Origin of the sequence: Rhizobium sp. T1470 (genome assembly GCF_042140505.1) — a bacterium.
In the GTDB taxonomy this organism is placed as follows: Bacteria; Pseudomonadota; Alphaproteobacteria; order Rhizobiales; family Rhizobiaceae; genus Rhizobium; species Rhizobium favelukesii.
This window is the reverse complement of sequence record NZ_CP148094.1, coordinates 84262-103276: the sequence shown is the minus strand read 5'-3', so window position 1 is coordinate 103276 and position 19015 is coordinate 84262. Positions and strand designations below refer to the sequence as shown.

Below are 19015 nucleotides of genomic sequence, written 5' to 3'. Positions count from 1 at the left end.
GTTAATGCAAAGCATGATGAGCCATCTTCCCCCGTAATGGCCTAACACGAGGGAGAACAAAATGCCTCTTGCGATGAACCGCGATGTCTTCATCACCGGTGCCGGCGATACTGTTTCGAAATCCAGCCACGTTCCCATCACTCCCAAGCAGATCGCAGATTCCGCGATCGACGCCGCCAAGGCTGGGGCGGCAGTTGTCCACTGTCACGTCCGCGATCCGGAAACGGGTGCCGCGAGCCGCCGCAACGACCTCTACAAGGAAGTTACTGAGCGTATTCGCTCTGCCGATATCGACGTCGTGTTGAACCTGACCGCCGGTATGGGCGGTGATCTGATCTTCGGTGATATCGAACGGCCGCTACCGCTCAATCCGCAAGGCACCGACATGGCAGGTGCGACGGAGCGCGTTTCCCACATCGTCGAGTGCCTGCCGGAAATCTGCACGCTGGATTGCGGCACGATGAACTTCAGCCTCGGCGACTACGTCATGACCAACACGCCGGCGATGCTCCGGGCGATGGCGAAGAAGATGACGGATCTTGGCGTACGTCCGGAAATCGAGGCCTTCGATACGGGTCATCTGTGGTTTGCCAAACAACTTGCAGAAGAGGGCCTGATCGAGGACCCGGTGCTGATCCAGCTCTGCATGGGCATTCCGTGGGGGCACCTGATGACCTGAATACTTTCATGGCGATGGTGAACAATGTTCCCAGCAGCTGGACCTTCTCCGCCTTCTCGATCGGCCGCAACGCGGTGGCTTACCCGGCTGCGGCGGTGCTTGCCGGTGGCAACGTCCGCGTCGGCCTTGAAGACAATCTCTATGCCGGAAAGGGCATGCTCGCGACGAACACAAGGCTGGTCGAAAAGGCTGTGCAGGTGATCGAAGGCATGGGCGCGCGCATCATTGGACCGGAAGACGTGCGCAAGAAACTGAAGCTGACGAAGCGCTGAGGGCCGCATGATCAAGATCAACAAGGCAGCTTGTGTTGGTGGCGGCGTCATCGGTGGCGGATGGATCGCCCGCTTTCTGCTTGCAGGCATAGATGTCGACGTCTTCGACCCGCATCCGGAGGCGGGCCGCATCGTCGGCGAAGTCATCGCCAATGCCGAGCGTGCCTACGCCATGCTGACCGGAGCGCCTTTGCCGCCGCGCGGCAAGCTCACTTTTTGCAAAACTCTTGAAGAAGCGGTCGTCGATGCCGACTGGATCCAGGAGAGCGTGCCGGAAAGGCTGGATCTCAAACGCAACGTGTTGATGGAGATCGATGCGGCTTGCCGCCCGGACGCGCTGATCGGTTCCTCCACGTCGGGCCTGCTTCCGAGCGACCTGCAGCGCGACATGCAGTTTCCGGAACGCCTGTTCGTGGCGCATCCCTATAACCCCGTCTATCTCCTGCCGCTCGTCGAGATCGTTGGTGGCGAAAAGACCAGCCACGCGACCATCAAGGCAGCGATCGAGAAACTGCCGCCGATCGGCATGAAGGGCGTGCACATCACCAAGGAAATCGAGGCCTTCGTCGGCGATCGCCTGCTGGAGGCTCTTTGGCGCGAGGCGTTGTGGCTGATCCATGACGACATCTGCTCCGTCGAAACGCTGGACGACGTGATCCGCTATTCCTTCGGCCTGCGCTGGGCGCAGATGGGGTTGTTCCAGACCTATCGCATCGCTGGCGGCGAAGCGGGAATGCGCCATTTTCTGGCACAGTTCGGCCCCTGTCTCGCCTGGCCCTGGACGAAGCTCACCGACGTCGTCGATCTTGACGATGCGCTAGTCGAAAAGATTGGCCAGCAATCCGACGAACAGGCCGACGGCCTTTCCATCCGCGATCTCGAGCGCATCCGCGACGAAAACCTGGCCGGCATCCTTCAGGCTCTTAAAGCCGGCAATGGCGGCCAGGGCTGGGGCGCAGGCGAGCTGCTCAAGGATTTCGAACACTCGCTTTGGGCCGGCGCCAAGCAAACCGCACCCGCCGATCATGCGGTACCGCTGAAGCTCGTGGAAGCCAGGGTCAGCCCGGCCTGGGTCGACTATAACGGCCACATGACCGAGCATCGATACTTGCAGGTCTTCGGCGACACGACGGACGCCCTGTTGCGGCTGATCGGTGCCGATCTCGCTTATGTCGAGGCGGGGCACAGCTATTACACCGTCGAAACCCATATCCGCCATCTGGGCGAAGCCAAGCTTGGGCAGGCGATTTCTTCAGCTTGTCAGCTGCTGTCAGTCGATGACAAACGGCTTCATATCTTCCACACGATGTCTGACGCCATAAGCGGCGAGACGCTCGCGACCGCCGAGCAGATGCTGCTTCATGTGGATTCGAAAGCGGGAAAATCGAGCCCAGCTGCACCTGATGTTTTGGCCAAGGCCCGGGCGATCATAGAAGCTCACGCGTCGCTGCCATTGCCGGACGGTGCCGGGCGCCATGTTGGGCAAAAACCGCGGGTTGAGACGGCATGATGGGCTCAAGAATTGCTCGACCTCAGCCGAGGGCTTCCAGAGAACCGGCGCGCCGTCGGCGGCTGGGATGCGGAGCAATCCATCCAGCCATCGAAAGCAGACCATCCATTCATTCCAGCCACGGCGATGTAGGCAAGCCGCCCATTCCTACCACGCCGCACGGTTTGCGGCAGGACGACCCATATGTCGCATACGACGTAGATGATGTCGCTTCACCGGCCCCGCGACGGCGGAAATTGGCCACTAATTCATCCATTTTCGAAGTTCGTGAAGCCGATGCCGGCTATGCGATCAAAACGCGGAGGTAGCCTAGGTTGAACGCACATGGGTTGACCTCACTCCGCCGGTCAAATTTAGAGCTGGTCTCGGCATGCCTTCGGAGGCTTGGCGAAAACTCTCGCCCGCACCTTCTGAAGGCCGCCGCCGTGCGCGCGTTCTACCTTCTTGAAAACAGCCAGGCAATAAAAACAGCCGGCGCTCCCAATCGTCCCGCCGCAAAGAGCGGGCCAATGCTCACGCACCATCGTCATATCGAGAAAGGAAGATAGAGGCGGCGGCAACCGCGACGTTTTCCCGAATTAACGCGGACCTGGCACCGGAAGAGGAAACCGGTTCTGCGGTCCACTTGCCTATTCTTCAATTGAAACGAGAAGGAACAGGGGAATGAACGACTACACGAAATATCTTGCAAGCCGCGTGACGGCAGGCGACCTGAACCGCCGCGAATTCCTGGGACGTGCGATGGCCGCGGGCCTGACGCTCGCCGTCGCCGACAAACTCTTCGCCGAAAGTGCCGAGGCTGCCGAACCCAAGCGCGGTGGTCATCTGAAGCTCGGCCTGGAAGGCGGTGCTGCCACCGACTCCAAGGACCCGGCAAAATTCCTGTCGCAATTCATGTTCTGTGTCGGCCGTTGCTGGGGGGACATGCTGGTCGAATCCGATCCGCTGACTGGTGCCGCCGTCCCGGCGCTCGCCGAATCCTGGGAGCCGTCTAAGGACGCTGCGACCTGGACCTTCAAGATCCGTAAGGGTGTGAAGTTCCACGATGGCAAGGAACTGACCATCAACGACGTGGTCGCAACCTTGAAGCGCCACACCGACAAAAAGTCGGAATCCGGTGCGCTCGGGGTTCTCGGGTCGATCAAAGATATCAAGGCAGACGGCGACAACCTCGTGCTGACGCTCACCGAGGGCAATGCGGACATGCCGCTGCTGCTCACCGACTACCACCTGGTGATCCAGCCGAACGGCGGCAATGACGATCCCCTCGCCTCCATCGGTACCGGCCCCTACAAGCTGACAAGCTTCGAAGCCGGTGTACGCGCAACCTTCGAGAAGAATGCCGACGACTGGCGTTCTGACCGCGGTTACGTCGACTCGATCGAAATCATCGGCATGAACGACGCTACGGCCCGAATCGCGGCGCTGTCTTCCGGCCAGGTTCACTACATCAACCGTGTCGATCCGAAGACCGTCAATCTCCTCAAGCGCGCTCCGACAGTCGAAATCCTTTCGACCTCTGGCCGCGGCCACTACGTCTTCATCATGCATTGCGACAAGGCGCCGTTCGACAACAACGACCTTCGCCTCGCGCTGAAATACGCCATGGACCGCGAAACGATGGTCAAGAAGATCCTCGGCGGCTACGGCAAGGTCGGCAACGACTTCCCAATCAACAACACCTACGCGCTCTTCCCGGAAGGGATCGAGCAGCGCAACTACGATCCGGACAAGGCCGCCTTCCATTACAAGAAGTCCGGCCATAGCGGTTCTGTGCTGCTGCGTACGTCCGAAGTCGCCTTCCCCGGTGGCGTCGATGCGGCGGTTCTCTATCAGGAAAGCTGCAAGAAGGCCGGCATCGAGATCGAGGTCAAGCGCGAGCCGGGCGACGGCTACTGGTCCAATGTCTGGAATGTCCAGCCTTTCTCGACCTCTTATTGGGGCGGGCGTCCGACGCAGGATCAGATGTATTCCACGGCCTATCTCTCGACGGCCGACTGGAACGACACGCGCTTCAAGCGTCCGGATTTCGACAAGCTGCTGCTCGAAGCGCGCTCGGAACTCGACGAAACTAAGCGCAAGGACATCTACCGGACCATGGCGATGATGGTGCGCGACGAGGGCGGCCTCATCCTGCCGATGTTCAACGACTTCGTGAATGCCTGCACCAAACAGGTGAAGGGCTATGTCCACGATATCGGCAACGACATGTCGAACGGCTACGTCGCGACCCGCGTCTGGCTTGATGCCTGACGGTGTTGGGGACCTCCCCGCCATCTCAGACTGGACCAGGACCGCAAGATGAAGCCTTGCGGTCCCCCTGACGTTTCAGCGCGAGGCTTCGCCATGTCCAATCCATCGACCGGCACCCCATTGCCGGGTCTGAGATTCAGAAAGCGTTTTCCGCTGCTTGCCCTCATCATCGAGCGCTTCGTGCTCTCGCTCGTCCTGCTTTTTGCGGTGTCCATCCTGATCTTTGGCGGGCTCGAAGCCCTGCCGGGCGATTTTGCCACGACCTATCTCGGCCAGTCGGCCACGCCGCAGGCGGTTGCCAATATCCGCGAGGATCTCGGCCTCAATAGGCCGGTGACGACGCGCTACTTAGAGTGGCTCGGCAATGCCGTCCAGGGCGATTTCGGAACGTCATGGGCGAGCAAGAATTCTGTCAGCGAACAGATCGGCAAACGTCTCGGAAACTCGCTCTTTCTGGCCGGCTTCGCGGCGCTGATCTCGGTCCCGCTGGCAATTGCCCTCGGTATGCTGTCGGTGCATTTCAGGAACCGCATGCCCGATAAGATCATCAACGTGATCTCGCTCGCAGCGATCTCCCTGCCCGAGTTCTTCGTCGGCTACCTGCTCATCCTCGTCTTTGCCGTGAAACTCGGTGTCGCGACCTTTCCGGCAACGGTCTATAGCAGCATGGGCTTTGCCGAGCGGCTCAACGCGATCGCTCTACCGACGGCAACGCTGGTGCTTGTCGTTCTGGCCCACATGATGCGCATGACCCGTGCAGCGATCCTCTCGGTGATGTCGTCGGCCTATATGGAAACGGCCGAGCTCAAGGGCCTCGGCGCCTTCCGCTCGATCGTCAAGCATGCAGCACCCAACGCGCTCGCCCCGATCATCAACGTCGTGGCGCTCAATCTCGCCTATCTCGTCGTCGGTGTCGTCGTCGTCGAGGTGGTCTTCGTCTATCCAGGCATGGGCCAATACATGGTGGATGCCGTGACGGTGCGCGACATGCCGGTGGTGCAGGCTTGCGGCCTGATCTTTGCCGCCGTCTACATCTTCCTGAACATGATCGCCGACATCCTGGCCATCGTTGCCAATCCAAGACTGAGGCACCCGCGATGAGATTGAGAGATATCCCCATCACTGCCTGGTTGGGCATCATCGGCATCGCGATCGCCTTCATCTTCGCAATCTTTGCCCCTTGGCTTGCGCCCTACGGCGAAACCGAAGTCGTCGGCAATGTCTGGCAGATACCGGACAATCAGTATTTCTTCGGCCTCGACAACCTCGGCCGCGATATCCTTTCGCGGCTGATCTATGGTGCCCGCACGACGCTCTTCGTGGCGCTCGGCGCGACGCTTATATCGTTCTCGCTGGGCATTCTACTCAGCTTCACGGCCGCCGTCTCGCGCGGCATCATCGATATGGTCTTCTCCCGCTTTAACGATCTGATGATGTCGATCCCGACGCTGATCTTCGCGCTGGTCGTTCTTGCGGTCCTGCCGCAGAACATCATCATCCTGATCCTCGTCATGGCGATCCTCGATTCCACCCGCGTCTATCGCCTCGGCCGCGCCGTGGCGCTCGACGTTGCAGTCATGGAATTCGTCGAGGCGGCCAAGCTGCGCGGTGAAGGCAAGGTCTGGATCATCTTCCGCGAGATCCTGCCAAATACGCTCTCGCCATTGCTGGCCGAGTTCGGCTTGCGTTTTGCCTTCTCCATCTTGTTCCTCTCTACCCTGTCCTTCCTCGGCCTCGGCATCCAGCCGCCGGCGGCCGACTGGGGCGGCATGGTGAAGGACAACAAGGACGGGATCATCTTCGGCATCTCGGCGGCGCTGGTGCCGGGTTCGGCGATTGCCGCACTCGCGGTCTGCGTCAATCTCGTCGTCGACTGGCTTTTGAAACGAACATCCAGCCTCAAGGGAGGGCGCGGCGATGCCTGAGCTTCTTTCCGTTCGCAACCTCAAGATCGAAGCGACCAGCTATCCGCCCGGCGAACTGCCGAAGCGGGTGACGATCGTCGATGGCGTCTCCTTCGACCTGCAGAAGGGCAAGGTCCTCGGTCTAATCGGCGAGTCCGGCGCCGGCAAGTCGACCATCGGCCTCTCCGCCCTCGCTTACGGCCGCGGCGGGGCCGAGATCACCGGCGGCGAAGTGCTCCTCGATGGCACCGACATCCTGACGCTTGGCAAGGGTGGCATCCGGCAGATACGCGGCGTCCGCGTCTGCTACGTCGCGCAGTCGGCGGCTGCCGCCTTCAACCCGGCGCACAAGCTCGGCGACCAGGTGATCGAGGCCTCCGTCAAGCACGGACTGATGAGCAAGGAGGAGGCCCGCAAGCGCGCGCTCTACCTCTTCCAGGTGCTCGGTTTGCCGAGCCCGGAGACATTCGGCGACCGCTACCCGCATCAGGTCTCCGGTGGACAGCTTCAGCGCGCCATGACCGCCATGGCACTCTGCTCCAATCCGTCGCTGATCGTTTTCGACGAACCGACGACGGCGCTCGACGTCACAACCCAGATCGATGTGCTGGCAGCGATCAAGCACGCGATCGAGGCAACGCATACGGCTGCTCTCTACATCACCCATGATCTTGCGGTGGTCGCCCAGATTTCCGACGACATCATGGTTCTTCGGCATGGCAAGACAGTAGAATACGGCAGCGTTCAGCAGATCACCGAGGCACCGCGACAGGACTACACGCGTGCCCTGGTGAATGTCAGGCAAGCGTCACGCGAGGAGGCGCCCGATCAGTCGGGCGCGCTTCTCAAGGTCGAGAACATCAGCGCCGAATATTCCAATGGCTTCAAGGTCCTTCACGACGTTTCTCTGCATGTGCCGAAGGGACAGACGCTTGCGGTCGTCGGAGAGTCAGGTTCGGGAAAGTCGACGCTCGCCCGGGTCATCACCGGCCTGCTCCCGCCAAACGAAGGCCGTGTGGTGTTTGGCGGCAAGGCGCTGACGCCGAGCTTAAGAAACCGGCCGAACGACGATCTACGTCGTATCCAGCTGATTTTCCAGATGGCCGACACGGCTATGAACCCGCGCCAAACCATCCGCGACATTATTGGCCGCCCTCTCACCTTCTACTACGGCCTGAGGGGTGCCCAGAAAACGGCGCGGGTGAAGGAACTGCTGGACCAGATCGAAATGGGCAACGGTTTCATCGACCGCTACCCGGCGGAACTCTCAGGCGGCCAGAAGCAGCGCGTGGCGATCGCAAGGGCGCTGGCGGCAAAGCCCGAGCTCATCCTCTGCGACGAGCCGACCTCGGCTCTCGACCCGCTGGTGGCCGAAGGTATCCTCAAGCTTTTCCTGCGTCTGCAGGAGGAGGAGCAGCTCTCTTACATCTTCATCACCCACGATCTCGCAATCGTCAGGGCGATTGCCGATAGCGTCGCGGTGATGCATCGCGGTAAGTTGGTGCGGTTCGGACCGAAATCCAAGGCGCTGTCACCGCCGTTTGACGACTATACCGACCTGCTGCTCAAGTCCGTGCCGGAGATGGAGATCGGCTGGCTCGAGCGCGTACTCGCAACACGGCGCATGGAAAGCGCCGGTAACTGAGACAACGCGAGGTGGGCAGGCTCCGCCTCGCGTCATGACAATTGCATCAAGGAACAGGCATGACCTCGCGCGGCTTCATCACCATCGAAAATCAATGGATCACGCTTAAGGACGGCACGCGGCTTGCGGCCCGTATCTGGATGCCGGATGGTGCGCAGAACGATCCCGTGCCTGCCGTCTTTGAATTCCTGCCCTATCGAAAGCGGGACGGAACAAGCCTTCGCGACGAATCCACCTATCCAGTCTTCGCAGCTGCAGGCATTGCCGGCGTCCGCGTCGATATCCGCGGCTCCGGCGAATCCGATGGCGTGATCGACGGCGAATATACAGAACTGGAACTTGCCAACGCCTGCGAACTGATCGCCTGGATTGCCGCCCAGCCCTGGTCGAATCGCTCTGTCGGCATGATGGGCATTTCCTGGGGCGGCTTCAACAGCCTGCAGGTGGCAGCGCTCCGGCCGCCTGCGCTGAAGGCCGTCATCTCGATCGCCTCCACCGTCGACCGCTACAATGACGATATCCACTATAAGAATGGCTGCCATCTCTCCGCGCAACTCTCCTGGGCAGCCACCATGCTTGGCTATCAATCCCGTTCGCCCGACCCGGCTCTGGTCGGCGAACGCTGGAAAGAGATGTGGCTGGAGCGGCTGGAGCACGAACCTTTCTTCATGGAAGAGTGGCTGACGCATCAGCGCCGAGACGCGTTCTGGCGCCACGGCTCGATCTCAGAGGACTTTTCGAACGTCAAGATTCCCGCGCTGGTGATCGCCGGCTGGGCGGACGGCTATCGCAATACCCCTCTGATGGCCGTCGAAGGGCTGGGGGAGAAAGCGAGAGCCCTGATCGGACCGTGGGTTCACAAATACCCGCATTTCGCCTGGCCGAAGCCGCGGACCGACTTTCACGGTGAGGCAATCGCCTGGTGGAACAAGTGGCTGCTTGGCGAGGACAACGGCATCGAAAACCTGCCGCAGGTCCGTGCCTATATTCTTGACGCCGTCCGCCCGGTTCCACGGCGCGAGTTCGATCCGGGTTTCTGGGTCGCCAAGGATGGTTCGAAGCCGCCGGAAATGCAATGTTTCTATGTGGAGCAATTCGGCAAGCTGACTGAGGGCATGCCGATACCGCAGGCACCAGAACACATAGCTTATCTGCGTTCGCCGTTGGATACTGGCACCGGATCGGGCGAATATTTCACGCTGAAGCCCGATGCGGAGATGGCGATCGATCAACGCGCCGACGACGCCGGTTCGCTCACGTTCGATACCACGCCGCTTGCCGCAGACCATGACTATCTCGGCCGCCCGGTCCTTACTATTTCGCTCCGATCGGAAGCCCTCACGGGCAATCTTTGCGCCCGCCTCGTCGATATCCATCCGGACGGAACGCCGACACGCGTCGCCTTCGGCGTCATCAATCTCACCCATCGTCACGGCAACGCCGAACCCGCTCCGCTTCCACCCGGCGAAAAAATCTCGATCCGGCTCGTGCTCGATGCCTGTGGCTACCGCTTCCGCAAGGGACATCGCATCCGCTTGTCGCTGTCCACTGCATACTGGCCGATGATCCTGCCGCCGCCGGAAGACCGTGGCGTGGAGATCGATATCGCCTCGCTTGGCCTGGCGCTACCGATGCTCGGCGAGCATCAGCGAATCGATATTCCCGAACCGGCCAACCCCGATCCCCTGCCGAAATATATCGAACATGCGCCTGCAGCGACCACGCGGCAGGCGGCCAATCGCACGGACTATCGCATCCACGAGGATACCGGCCTCTACGAGCATCCTGAAACCCGCCTTTCGACGCGGCAACTCCGCGAGGAGGTCTGGTCGATCTCACCCGGCGATCCGCTATCGATGACAGGCAACACCACCTGGACCTGCGACATGCGCCGCCCCGGCTGGTTCGTGCGAACCATTGCGACGGCGAAGATCGCTTGTACGAAGACCGACTGGGTCATCAATGCCCTGGTAACGGCCTATGAAGACGACGTTCAGATTTTCGAGAAGGCTTTCGTGGAGAAGCGCATCCCCCGCGACCTGATGTGAGCGTCACGCCGCTGCAAAACGGCGCACCGCCTCGCAGACAGCGAGGAAACCTGCACCCGCGCCGTCGCTCATATGGCGCGCGCGCAACCAGGCGTGCACCATCTGCGGTTCCTCGCGGAACCAGACTTCGACACCGGCTTGCGCCAGCCGAGCGGCATACTGTCGAGAGTCATCCCGCAGGGGGTCGAAGGCCGCGCCGGTGATAAAGGCTGGAGGCAGTCCACCAACAGAGACAGACTTGAGCGGTGCTGCTACCGGATCGTCTTGCGGTGCCTGCAGAATCCCCCGGTAATAGGCCACATCGGCCGTCGTCAGTCCTGGCGCTTCGCTCATCTCGACATAGGATCCGGCCGTCAGATCACCGCCCAGCGCCGGATAAATCAGAACCTGACCGGCGATGTTGGAAACGCCTGCCTGGTTTGCCCGCATGGCAAGCCCCGCTGCGAGATTGCCGCCGGCACTGTCGCCGATGAGAACGATCCTGTGGCCGCTCGAGGCAAGCTCGGAAAGCACAGCGAAGCCATCGTCGGTCTGCGCCGGCCAGCAATGTTCTGGTGCCAGCCGGTAGTCGACGGCGACCAGTTCCGCACCCGCAAAGTCAGCGATTTCCGCACAGATCGCGTGGTGGCTCTCAAGCGAGCCAACGACGAAACTGCCGCCATGCAGATAGAGCAGCAAGGTCTCGCTCGTCACATGCCGTGGCCTGTAGCGCCTTGTCGGCACAGTCCGCATCGGACTATCAGCGAAAGTCAGGCCAGCGGGAATCGGCGGGCTGAAACGGGCACAAAGCGCGTCATATTGGGCCCGCTGGGCTTCAATCGATTGCGATACCGCATCGTCCGAATAGACGCTGTTACAGATGGAAAGAAATTCAAGGATACCCGTCTCTTCGGGCGTCGGGCGGTTGGCCGTCATGTTGCGTCCGGTAATGTGTGAATATCTAGTTCATGACAATAGGGTTTGCCGGAATGAGAGCGCAAGCGCGGTTCTGCGGGTGAACTCAAATCGCCGCTTTCGCTTGTTCCTTGAAGAGCCGCCCCGTCATCACGAAACAGTTCGATGACGAATGCAACCAATCCCACCACCAACTCGGGAGAACCTCGACGAAAGTGCCCTCGCCCACCTCCCAACGGCATTATTCCAAATGAACATCTTCGATCGCGATCAACTGCGAAGAGACCGCCTCTGCGTTATCGCGAAGCCGCAAGGTAGACGGGTGCCGGACGGCTATCTCGCATCAGAGAATTCGTGTCGCAAACATTACAACTCCACCGGCATGCTACCAGGCTGGAAACGGATCTTCGAGAGCGACCAGTCCCGCGGATCCGAGCTGGCCAGACAGTCGTCCAACGCAGCACGGATGCTGACGAAACTGCGGATGGCCCAGCCAATCTTGCCGGGGAACGGCCGCCCACCAAAGCCCCATGGGTTCGCAGTGCCGTTGCACCCCGGCAGCCGACATTAGACCCACGTGACGCGGGCGCCTGGCAAGCCAGAAGTGGCCCTTGGCACGGATTACCCCCGGCCGAGGCCCGTCCAGAAATGCGCGAAACCGTACCGGATCGAAGGGACGCCTTGTGCGATAGACAAAGCTCGAGCCCCGTATTCCTCTGTCTCTGGAACATGGGCGCCCGGGTTGTACAGTTCTTTGTGCCACAACGGGTGCGCGGCAGCTTTTGCTTCATTGAAGAGAGCGCTATTGAGGAGGGTTGCAAGAGGAACCTTGCCGAAATCCGTCTCCACCTTGCGGACTTCCGCGCGGATCCCCTCTGTCGCGTCCGATCCGAGATCTTGTCGATCACGACAATATCGGCAAAATTCGATCTGGTCGACCAAGAGGTCAATGAGCGTCCGCCGGTCCTGATCGTCACTCTGCAGGCCATGCTTCACGCGGCGAGCTGCGGCCGGAAGACCACATCGGCCCAATAGTTCGCTGAATCGTAGGTGCTGGTCGGGAAAAGACCTGTGGTGGCGGATCCGCCATACGCATAGACGCCGTTGCCACCGGCGGCGGCGCTTGACAGGGCCGTCAGCGGGCCATTGGTGACGGGACTGGTGAAGAAGCCATCGGTCGCCACGTAGGCACCGGTCGTGTGATACGACGCGATATAGGTGGTGTTGGCGGCGATGGAGACAGCCGTCGCAAAGTTCACCGTCTGCCAACCACTCGCCGAGGTGTTGGTGAAGGTGGCGGTGGCGAGCTTGGTGCCTGCGGTGGTCCACAGGTCGACGACGTTCTGGCCGTTGTCGTTGGCGCTGCGGTAGAACTTGATGCCCGTAATATCACCGACAACGTTCGACTGGAACTTGACGCCGAGCTCGAGTTGCTGACCATCGTTGAGGTTCGTCTGGGCCGGCGTGTTGGAGGCGCTGAATAGGCTATAGGTCGTGGGGGCCGTCGACGCGGCGATGTTGAAGGTCTCGTTGGCAGCCAGGCCGCCAAGGTCGGTCGCCGTTACTTGGACGCCGTACGTGCCGGCTGTCGTCGGCGTGCCGCTGAAGGTCCGCGTCGTGGCGTTGAAGCTCAGCCAGGCCGGAAGCGACGAGCCGTCGGCGGCGGTTGCCGCGTAAGTGAAGGTTTCGCCGCTGTCGACATCGGTGAAGGTGTTGGCCGGCAGCACAAACGAAAAGGCGGTGCCGACGGTGGCGTTCTGGGTGGCAGTCTGCGCCGCGAGCACCGGCGCATCGTTGGCGCCGTGGATGGTGACGGTGAGGCTTGCCGTGGCGGTGGCACCGGCGGTGTCACGCATGGTGTAGCTGAAGGCATCGTTCAGCGTGTTGGTGGACTGCCGCAGCGCCTGCACGGCGGCATTGTTCTCGTTGACGGCATAGGTGTAGGTGCCCGATGCATTGAGCACGAGACTGCCGTACGTGCCGTTCAGCGCCGAGCCGAGCGTGCCGGCCGTCGCGCCGAAGCTGACCGCCGTGACGGTCTTGGTGTCACCGGCATCCGGATCGGTGTCGTTGGTGAGCACGTTGCCGCTGGCGGCCACGCCGCCCGAGCCATTGGCGACGCCGCCCTTCTCGGTCGCGTCCCCTACGTCGGCAACCGCCGTCGGCGTCGTGTTCGGCGTCGTCGACGCGGCGATGTTGAAGGTCTCGTTGGCAGCCAGACCGCCGAGGTCGGTCGCCGTTACTTGGACGCCGTACGTGCCGGCTGTCGTCGGCGTGCCGCTGAAGGTCCGCGTCGTGGCGTTGAAGCTCAGCCAGGCCGGAAGCGACGAGCCGTCGGCGGCGGTTGCCGCGTAAGTGAAGGTTTCGCCGCTGTCGACATCGGTGAAGGTGTTGGCCGGCAGCACAAACGAAAAGGCGGTGCCGACGGTGGCGTTCTGGGTGGCAGTCTGCGCCGCGAGCACCGGCGCATCGTTGGCGCCGTGGATGGTGACGGTGAGGCTTGCCGTGGCGGTGGCACCGGCGGTGTCACGCATGGTGTAGCTGAAGGCATCGTTCAGCGTGTTGGTGGACTGCCGCAGCGCCTGCACGGCGGCATTGTTCTCGTTGACGGCATAGGTGTAGGTGCCCGATGCATTGAGCACGAGACTGCCGTACGTGCCGTTCAGCGCCGAGCCGAGCGTGCCGGCCGTCGCGCCGAAGCTGACCGCCGTGACGGTCTTGGTGTCACCGGCATCCGGATCGGTGTCGTTGGTGAGCACGTTGCCGCTGGCGGCCACGCCGCCCGAGCCATTGGCGACGCCGCCCTTCTCGGTCGCGTCCCCTACGTCGGCAACCGCCGTCGGTGTCGTGTTGCCCGAGGTTGTCGGCCGGAAGACCACATCGGCCCAATAGTTGGCAGCGTTATAGGTGGCATTCGGGAAAATGCCTGTGGTGGCGGATCCGCCATAGCGGTAGACGCCGTTGCCACCGGCGGCGGCGCTTGACAGGGCCGTCAGCGGGCCATTGGTGACGGCGCTGGTATAGAAATTGTTGGTCGCCACGTAGGCGCCGGTCGTGTGATACGACGCGATATAGGTGGTGTTGGCGGCGATGGAGACAGCCGTCGCAAAGTTCACCGTCTGCCAACCACTCGCCGAGGTGTTGGTGAAGGTGGCGGTGGCGAGCTTGGTGCCTGCGGTGGTCCACAGGTCGACGACGTTCTGGCCGTTGTCGTTGGCGCTGCGGTAGAACTTGATGCCCGTAATATCACCGACAACGTTCGACTGGAACTTGACGCCGAGCTCGAGTTGCTGACCATCGTTGAGGTTCGTCTGGGCCGGCGTGTTGGAGGCGCTGAATAGGCTATAGGTCGTGGGGGCCGTCGACGCGGCGATGTTGAAGGTCTCGTTGGCAGCCAGGCCGCCAAGGTCGGTCGCCGTTACTTGGACGCCGTACGTGCCGGCTGTCGTCGGCGTGCCGCTGAAGGTCCGCGTCGTGGCGTTGAAGCTCAGCCAGGCCGGAAGCGACGAGCCGTCGGCGGCGGTTGCCGCGTAAGTGAAGGTTTCGCCGCTGTCGACATCGGTGAAGGTGTTGGCCGGCAGCACAAACGAAAAGGCGGTGCCGACGGTGGCGTTCTGGGTGGCAGTCTGCGCCGCGAGCACCGGCGCATCGTTGGCGCCGTGGATGGTGACGGTGAGGCTTGCCGTGGCGGTGGCACCGGCGGTGTCACGCATGGTGTAGCTGAAGGCATCGTTCAGCGTGTTGGTGGACTGCCGCAGCGCCTGCACGGCGGCATTGTTCTCGTTGACGGCATAGGTGTAGGTGCCCGATGCATTGAGCACGAGACTGCCGTACGTGCCGTTCAGCGCCGAGCCGAGCGTGCCGGCCGTCGCGCCGAAGCTGACCGCCGTGACGGTCTTGGTGTCACCGGCATCCGGATCGGTGTCGTTGGTGAGCACGTTGCCGCTGGCGGCCACGCCGCCCGAGCCATTGGCGACGCCGCCCTTCTCGGTCGCGTCCCCTACGTCGGCAACCGCCGTCGGCGTCGTGTTCGGCGTCGTCGACGCGGCGATGTTGAAGGTCTCGTTGGCAGCCAGACCGCCGAGGTCGGTCGCCGTTACTTGGACGCCGTACGTGCCGGCTGTCGTCGGCGTGCCGCTGAAGGTCCGCGTCGTGGCGTTGAAGCTCAGCCAGGCCGGAAGCGACGAGCCGTCGGCGGCGGTTGCCGCGTAAGTGAAGGTTTCGCCGCTGTCGACATCGGTGAAGGTGTTGGCCGGCAGCACAAACGAAAAGGCGGTGCCGACGGTGGCGTTCTGGGTGGCAGTCTGCGCCGCGAGCACCGGCGCATCGTTGGCGCCGTGGATGGTGACGGTGAGGCTTGCCGTGGCGGTGGCACCGGCGGTGTCACGCATGGTGTAGCTGAAGGCATCGTTCAGCGTGTTGGTGGACTGCCGCAGCGCCTGCACGGCGGCATTGTTCTCGTTGACGGCATAGGTGTAGGTGCCCGATGCATTGAGCACGAGACTGCCGTACGTGCCGTTCAGCGCCGAGCCGAGCGTGCCGGCCGTCGCGCCGAAGCTGACCGCCGTGACGGTCTTGGTGTCACCGGCATCCGGATCGGTGTCGTTGGTGAGCACGTTGCCGCTGGCGGCCACGCCGCCCGAGCCATTGGCGACGCCGCCCTTCTCGGTCGCGTCCCCTACGTCGGCAACCGCCGTCGGTGTCGTGTTGCCCGAGGTTGTCGGGTTGAATAAAACATCGACCCAGTAGTTCTCGCCGTTGAAGGTGCTGCTCGGGAAGACGCTGGCCGAATTGTAGGTGTAGACACCGGCATTCGTCGGCGCCGTAAGTGGTCCATTTGTCACGGGGGACGCGAAATAGTTTCCCGTTGCGGTATAGTGTCCGTAGTTGGTGTGATACGAGACCACATATGTCGTGCCAGCGGTGATCGCGACCGGGTTGGAAAAGCTCGCCGCCTGCCAGCCTACCCCTGACTCGTTGGTGAAGGTGACCGTCGCCAGCCTGGTTCCCGTGCTCGACCACAGCGAGCCCGAATGTGGCCCGATGTTCAAGTCGCTCTTGTAGTACCGTACGCCCGTTACGGTGCCGGCCACTGACGATTGGAACTTCATTCCCACTTCAATCGAGTTGGCATCGGCATCCGGCACGGTGGGCGGTATGGCCGAAGCGGGAAAGAAGTTGTTGCCGGTCACCGTCACAGTGCGGCCGCTACCGGGTGTCTCCAGATTGAGGCTGTCGTCCACTGCCCGAGTCTTGATGGTGAACGTGCCGGCTCTCGGCGCGACCCAGCTGTATGTCCAGGTCTCGTCTCCAACCGCCCGGTGCCACGTGGTGCCGCCATCCGTCGAGACCTCGACCGCAGCGATGACGCCGCCGATATCGGAAGCGGTTCCGCTGACGGTGACGGCATTGCCTACCTTCAGGGCGGTCCCGTCATTCGGCGCGGTGATCGATGACACCGGCTTTGTGGCATCCGTCGACTGGGTTTCTGATACCAGTCCCGCCTCCAAGGTGCCAGGCTGGATACCCATGTCGGCCAGCAGGTTGACCATAGCCTGCTTGACCCGGGGGTCGACCGGGGTGGCCTCGAGATCATGGTTCTCATCGAGCCCCCACGCCCAGTAAACTGTGCCGGCGCCGAACACCAAGGCGCCGCTAGGAGCTCGGTAAAGCGTCAGATTGTGAGTCGCGGTGGCCGTCCCGGTCTTGGTGCCGTAGTCCAGCAGATATTCGTTGACGGGCAAGGTTGTCGAGGATAACTCGATGAGTCCGGCGGGACGCAAGCCATTGTCGGGTGACTCATCCCATTCATATCCGAGATAGTTCTGCTCGAGGGTGGCCGTCTGGCCCGGCTGCAGGTTTGCCACGCTGGTATCGCGCCAGAAGCGCAGATTGGCGTCGTCATACGGGACGGTGATCGCATCGCTTCGGTACGAGTCGACCTGGAACATGGTGCCAGTCAGCGCATTCTCCGGCCGCCCTCCCCCGACCGCAGTCGGCGAGACGAACCGCGGATCCCGGTAGGTTCCAGTCCATTGGTTATCCGGATCAATGGGGCCGGCCCTGGTCTCCTTGTAGCACACCAGGGTGCGATACGCCTGGGCGCCAGAACTGATGCTGGGAGCAAAGCGTGTCTCCCAATAGACCTCGTTGCCGCTCCAAAAGCAGAGATTCACGCCAGCATCCCGCGCTGCCTCGACGTTGCTGCGCTGTTGTCCCGACCAATACTCGTCGTGGCCGACGCTCAGGAACATCTTGTGGTTCTGGATCAGGCTGCCGAGGCGATCGGAGTCCATTCCGGCCATATAGGAAACGTCATAGCCGTTCTTCTCCAGCCACCGGATGGCCGGGTACTCGGCACCGAAGATATAATCCTGCGGCCCGGCCGCGAGGCCGCCGCCCCTCGTGGTGATCGGTCGATTGTAGCTAACCGCGTATGCGCGCCCTGGGGCGGAGTCTGTCGCCGGCCCGTTGCCCTGGTACAGATTGGCCCCGCCCCAGGGGTTGTAGGCCTGCCAGGTCTCATCCGAGGTTTGGAAGAGGACGTCGCTGTGGCTGCTGTCGTCGCGCACGATGAACGGGATGTGGTTTGCGCCGGCGGTTCCGTCCTGGCGCACGAGCTTGGCGAAGTAGATCCCCGACACTGCGTCGGCCGGAATTGCCCAGGACGCTGAAACCGACCAGTTGCCGGCGTCGACCAAACCGGTGGTGCTGTCACGCAACGGCGTAGGCTGGTTCTGGACGCCCGTATGCTGAATCGTGGCAACCTTGCGAGCTCCCATGCCGCCGTAATAGCCGAGGCGATAGATGTCGACGCGATAGTTGCTGGAATTCGTATTGATTTTGAAGCTGACGGTCTGGCCGCGATTGACGCTGATATCGGTGGCGAAGCCCTCGATATTCGAGCTGCCGGCGCCGTCAATGCCCCACTCACTCTCCGGATTGCCGGGTTTCTGGTTTTCCAGCACGATCGGGTTGACGGCCGTCGCCGCGGCCGCCACATTTTGCGCCAATGTTGTTTGCGTGCCCAACGGTGTGGTAACCGAGCCAGAAAGGATGCCGATGCCCTTAGAGTTAGCGGTTCCCGTTCCGATCTCTCCGCCGCCTGGCAATGATCCGTTCCAGACCGTTGTTTCTGTCCACGTTGCAGTTCCGCGCCAGCCCGAAAGAGGAGACAAGTCACGATCCAGAAGCGGGTCGCTGATCGAGGCGCCGAATGTCCGCTTGACTGTCGTCACATAGTCCGGACCCTCGGTCGGCCTGGTCCCCGGCAATTGACCGTCCTGTTGAAGCATACCCCCGCGCTGGGCCCAATCGAGAATCCGCGTGGGAGAGGTAAAGTAGCCGCACCCCCAGACGCCAAAGGGCATGCCAACAGCTGATGAATGAGCTCCGGCAAGGTGCGCAGTCGCCTGCGCTGACGGAGCACCGCGCGAGAAAGGTGCAAAACGAGGTTCGCGAATCGTTGCGAAAGTGTTGGTCAACGACGGCAATACACAGTCGATATTGACCTTACCGTCCGCGCCGCAGACCAGGTCCCCTCGCCGCCCACTGTCATACTCGTTGAGCGCAGAGTTTTTGACGGGACTGTCGCCAAAGGTGCCGTACTTGTTCGCATCTGTAGTCGGTACGGATGACGCAAGTTGAGAAGATTCTTCGCGCCTGTAGCTAGTATTGCGCGGCCTCACCTTTCCACCGGCAGCCAACCACCGGGGAACCAACGAATCCAATAGTACTGAGCGGGAAGCCCACCGGCGAGCTTTGCGATACATGGCATGCCCCTCTCGCGAAATTGCCAAGATCAAATCTA

Annotated in this window: 8 protein-coding genes and 2 pseudogenes; 7 read left to right on the top strand and 3 right to left on the bottom strand. The window is 61.9% G+C overall.

The annotated features are described in order from the left end of the window. Positions 1-61: 61 nt before the first annotated feature. The 7 genes and pseudogenes from WGT02_RS34780 to WGT02_RS34750 all read left to right on the top strand — a co-directional run bounded on the left by WGT02_RS34780 (position 62) and on the right by WGT02_RS34750 (position 10311). Positions 62-951: pseudogene (locus tag WGT02_RS34780) on the top strand (3-keto-5-aminohexanoate cleavage protein). Between the two features lie 7 nt (positions 952-958). Further along, a complete protein-coding gene (locus tag WGT02_RS34775; protein WP_024317717.1) occupies positions 959-2461 on the top strand; it encodes a carnitine 3-dehydrogenase in 1503 nt (500 codons plus the stop codon). A 663-nt stretch (positions 2462-3124) separates the two neighbouring features. Then, complete coding sequence (locus WGT02_RS34770) at positions 3125-4714, top strand: ABC transporter substrate-binding protein (RefSeq protein ID WP_024317718.1); 1590 nt, start codon at positions 3125-3127, stop codon at positions 4712-4714. A 93-nt stretch (positions 4715-4807) separates the two neighbouring features. Continuing rightward, the gene (locus WGT02_RS34765; RefSeq protein WP_024317719.1) at positions 4808-5815 is read left to right on the top strand and encodes an ABC transporter permease; all 1008 of its coding nucleotides are present in this window, start codon (positions 4808-4810) and stop codon (positions 5813-5815) included. Further along, on the top strand, positions 5812-6639 hold the full coding sequence (locus tag WGT02_RS34760) for an ABC transporter permease (RefSeq protein ID WP_024317720.1): 828 nt from the start codon (positions 5812-5814) through the stop codon (positions 6637-6639). The genes WGT02_RS34765 and WGT02_RS34760 overlap by 4 nt, the downstream gene beginning before the upstream one ends. Further along, positions 6632-8263, top strand: coding sequence for an ABC transporter ATP-binding protein (locus WGT02_RS34755; RefSeq protein ID WP_208245404.1), 1632 nt, complete (start codon positions 6632-6634; stop codon positions 8261-8263). The genes WGT02_RS34760 and WGT02_RS34755 overlap by 8 nt, the downstream gene beginning before the upstream one ends. A gap of 59 nt (positions 8264-8322) precedes the next feature. Further along, positions 8323-10311 carry a CocE/NonD family hydrolase gene (locus tag WGT02_RS34750; RefSeq protein ID WP_208245406.1) on the top strand — a complete coding sequence of 663 codons (1989 nt, stop codon included), beginning with the start codon at positions 8323-8325 and terminating at the stop codon, positions 10309-10311. Between the two features lie 3 nt (positions 10312-10314). Here the strand turns inward: WGT02_RS34750 and WGT02_RS34745 are convergent, their stop codons facing one another. The 3 genes and pseudogenes from WGT02_RS34745 to WGT02_RS34735 form a co-directional block, all read right to left on the bottom strand. Continuing rightward, positions 10315-11226, bottom strand: a complete 912-nt coding sequence (locus WGT02_RS34745) for an alpha/beta hydrolase (protein ID WP_208245408.1) — start codon at positions 11224-11226, stop codon at positions 10315-10317. Positions 11227-11590: 364 nt separating this feature from the next. Next, positions 11591-12192, bottom strand: a pseudogene (locus WGT02_RS34740) (GTP-binding protein); the annotation flags it as partial. A 5-nt stretch (positions 12193-12197) separates the two neighbouring features. Next, positions 12198-18977, bottom strand: coding sequence for a DUF4082 domain-containing protein (locus tag WGT02_RS34735; protein ID WP_208245409.1), 6780 nt, complete (start codon positions 18975-18977; stop codon positions 12198-12200). Positions 18978-19015: the final 38 nt, after the last annotated feature.

What these genes read in the sequence shown, in the direction of transcription:
- WGT02_RS34745 (WP_208245408.1), bottom strand. Translation starts at nt 11,226, where the DNA reads ATGACGGCCAACCGCCCGACGCCCGAAGAGACGGGTATCCTTGAATTT.
- WGT02_RS34775 (WP_024317717.1), top strand. Translation starts at nt 959, where the DNA reads ATGATCAAGATCAACAAGGCAGCTTGTGTTGGTGGCGGCGTCATCGGT.
- WGT02_RS34770 (WP_024317718.1), top strand. Translation starts at nt 3,125, where the DNA reads ATGAACGACTACACGAAATATCTTGCAAGCCGCGTGACGGCAGGCGAC.
- WGT02_RS34755 (WP_208245404.1), top strand. Translation starts at nt 6,632, where the DNA reads ATGCCTGAGCTTCTTTCCGTTCGCAACCTCAAGATCGAAGCGACCAGC.
- WGT02_RS34765 (WP_024317719.1), top strand. Translation starts at nt 4,808, where the DNA reads ATGTCCAATCCATCGACCGGCACCCCATTGCCGGGTCTGAGATTCAGA.
- WGT02_RS34760 (WP_024317720.1), top strand. Translation starts at nt 5,812, where the DNA reads ATGAGATTGAGAGATATCCCCATCACTGCCTGGTTGGGCATCATCGGC.
- WGT02_RS34750 (WP_208245406.1), top strand. Translation starts at nt 8,323, where the DNA reads ATGACCTCGCGCGGCTTCATCACCATCGAAAATCAATGGATCACGCTT.
- WGT02_RS34735 (WP_208245409.1), bottom strand. Translation starts at nt 18,977, where the DNA reads ATGTATCGCAAAGCTCGCCGGTGGGCTTCCCGCTCAGTACTATTGGAT.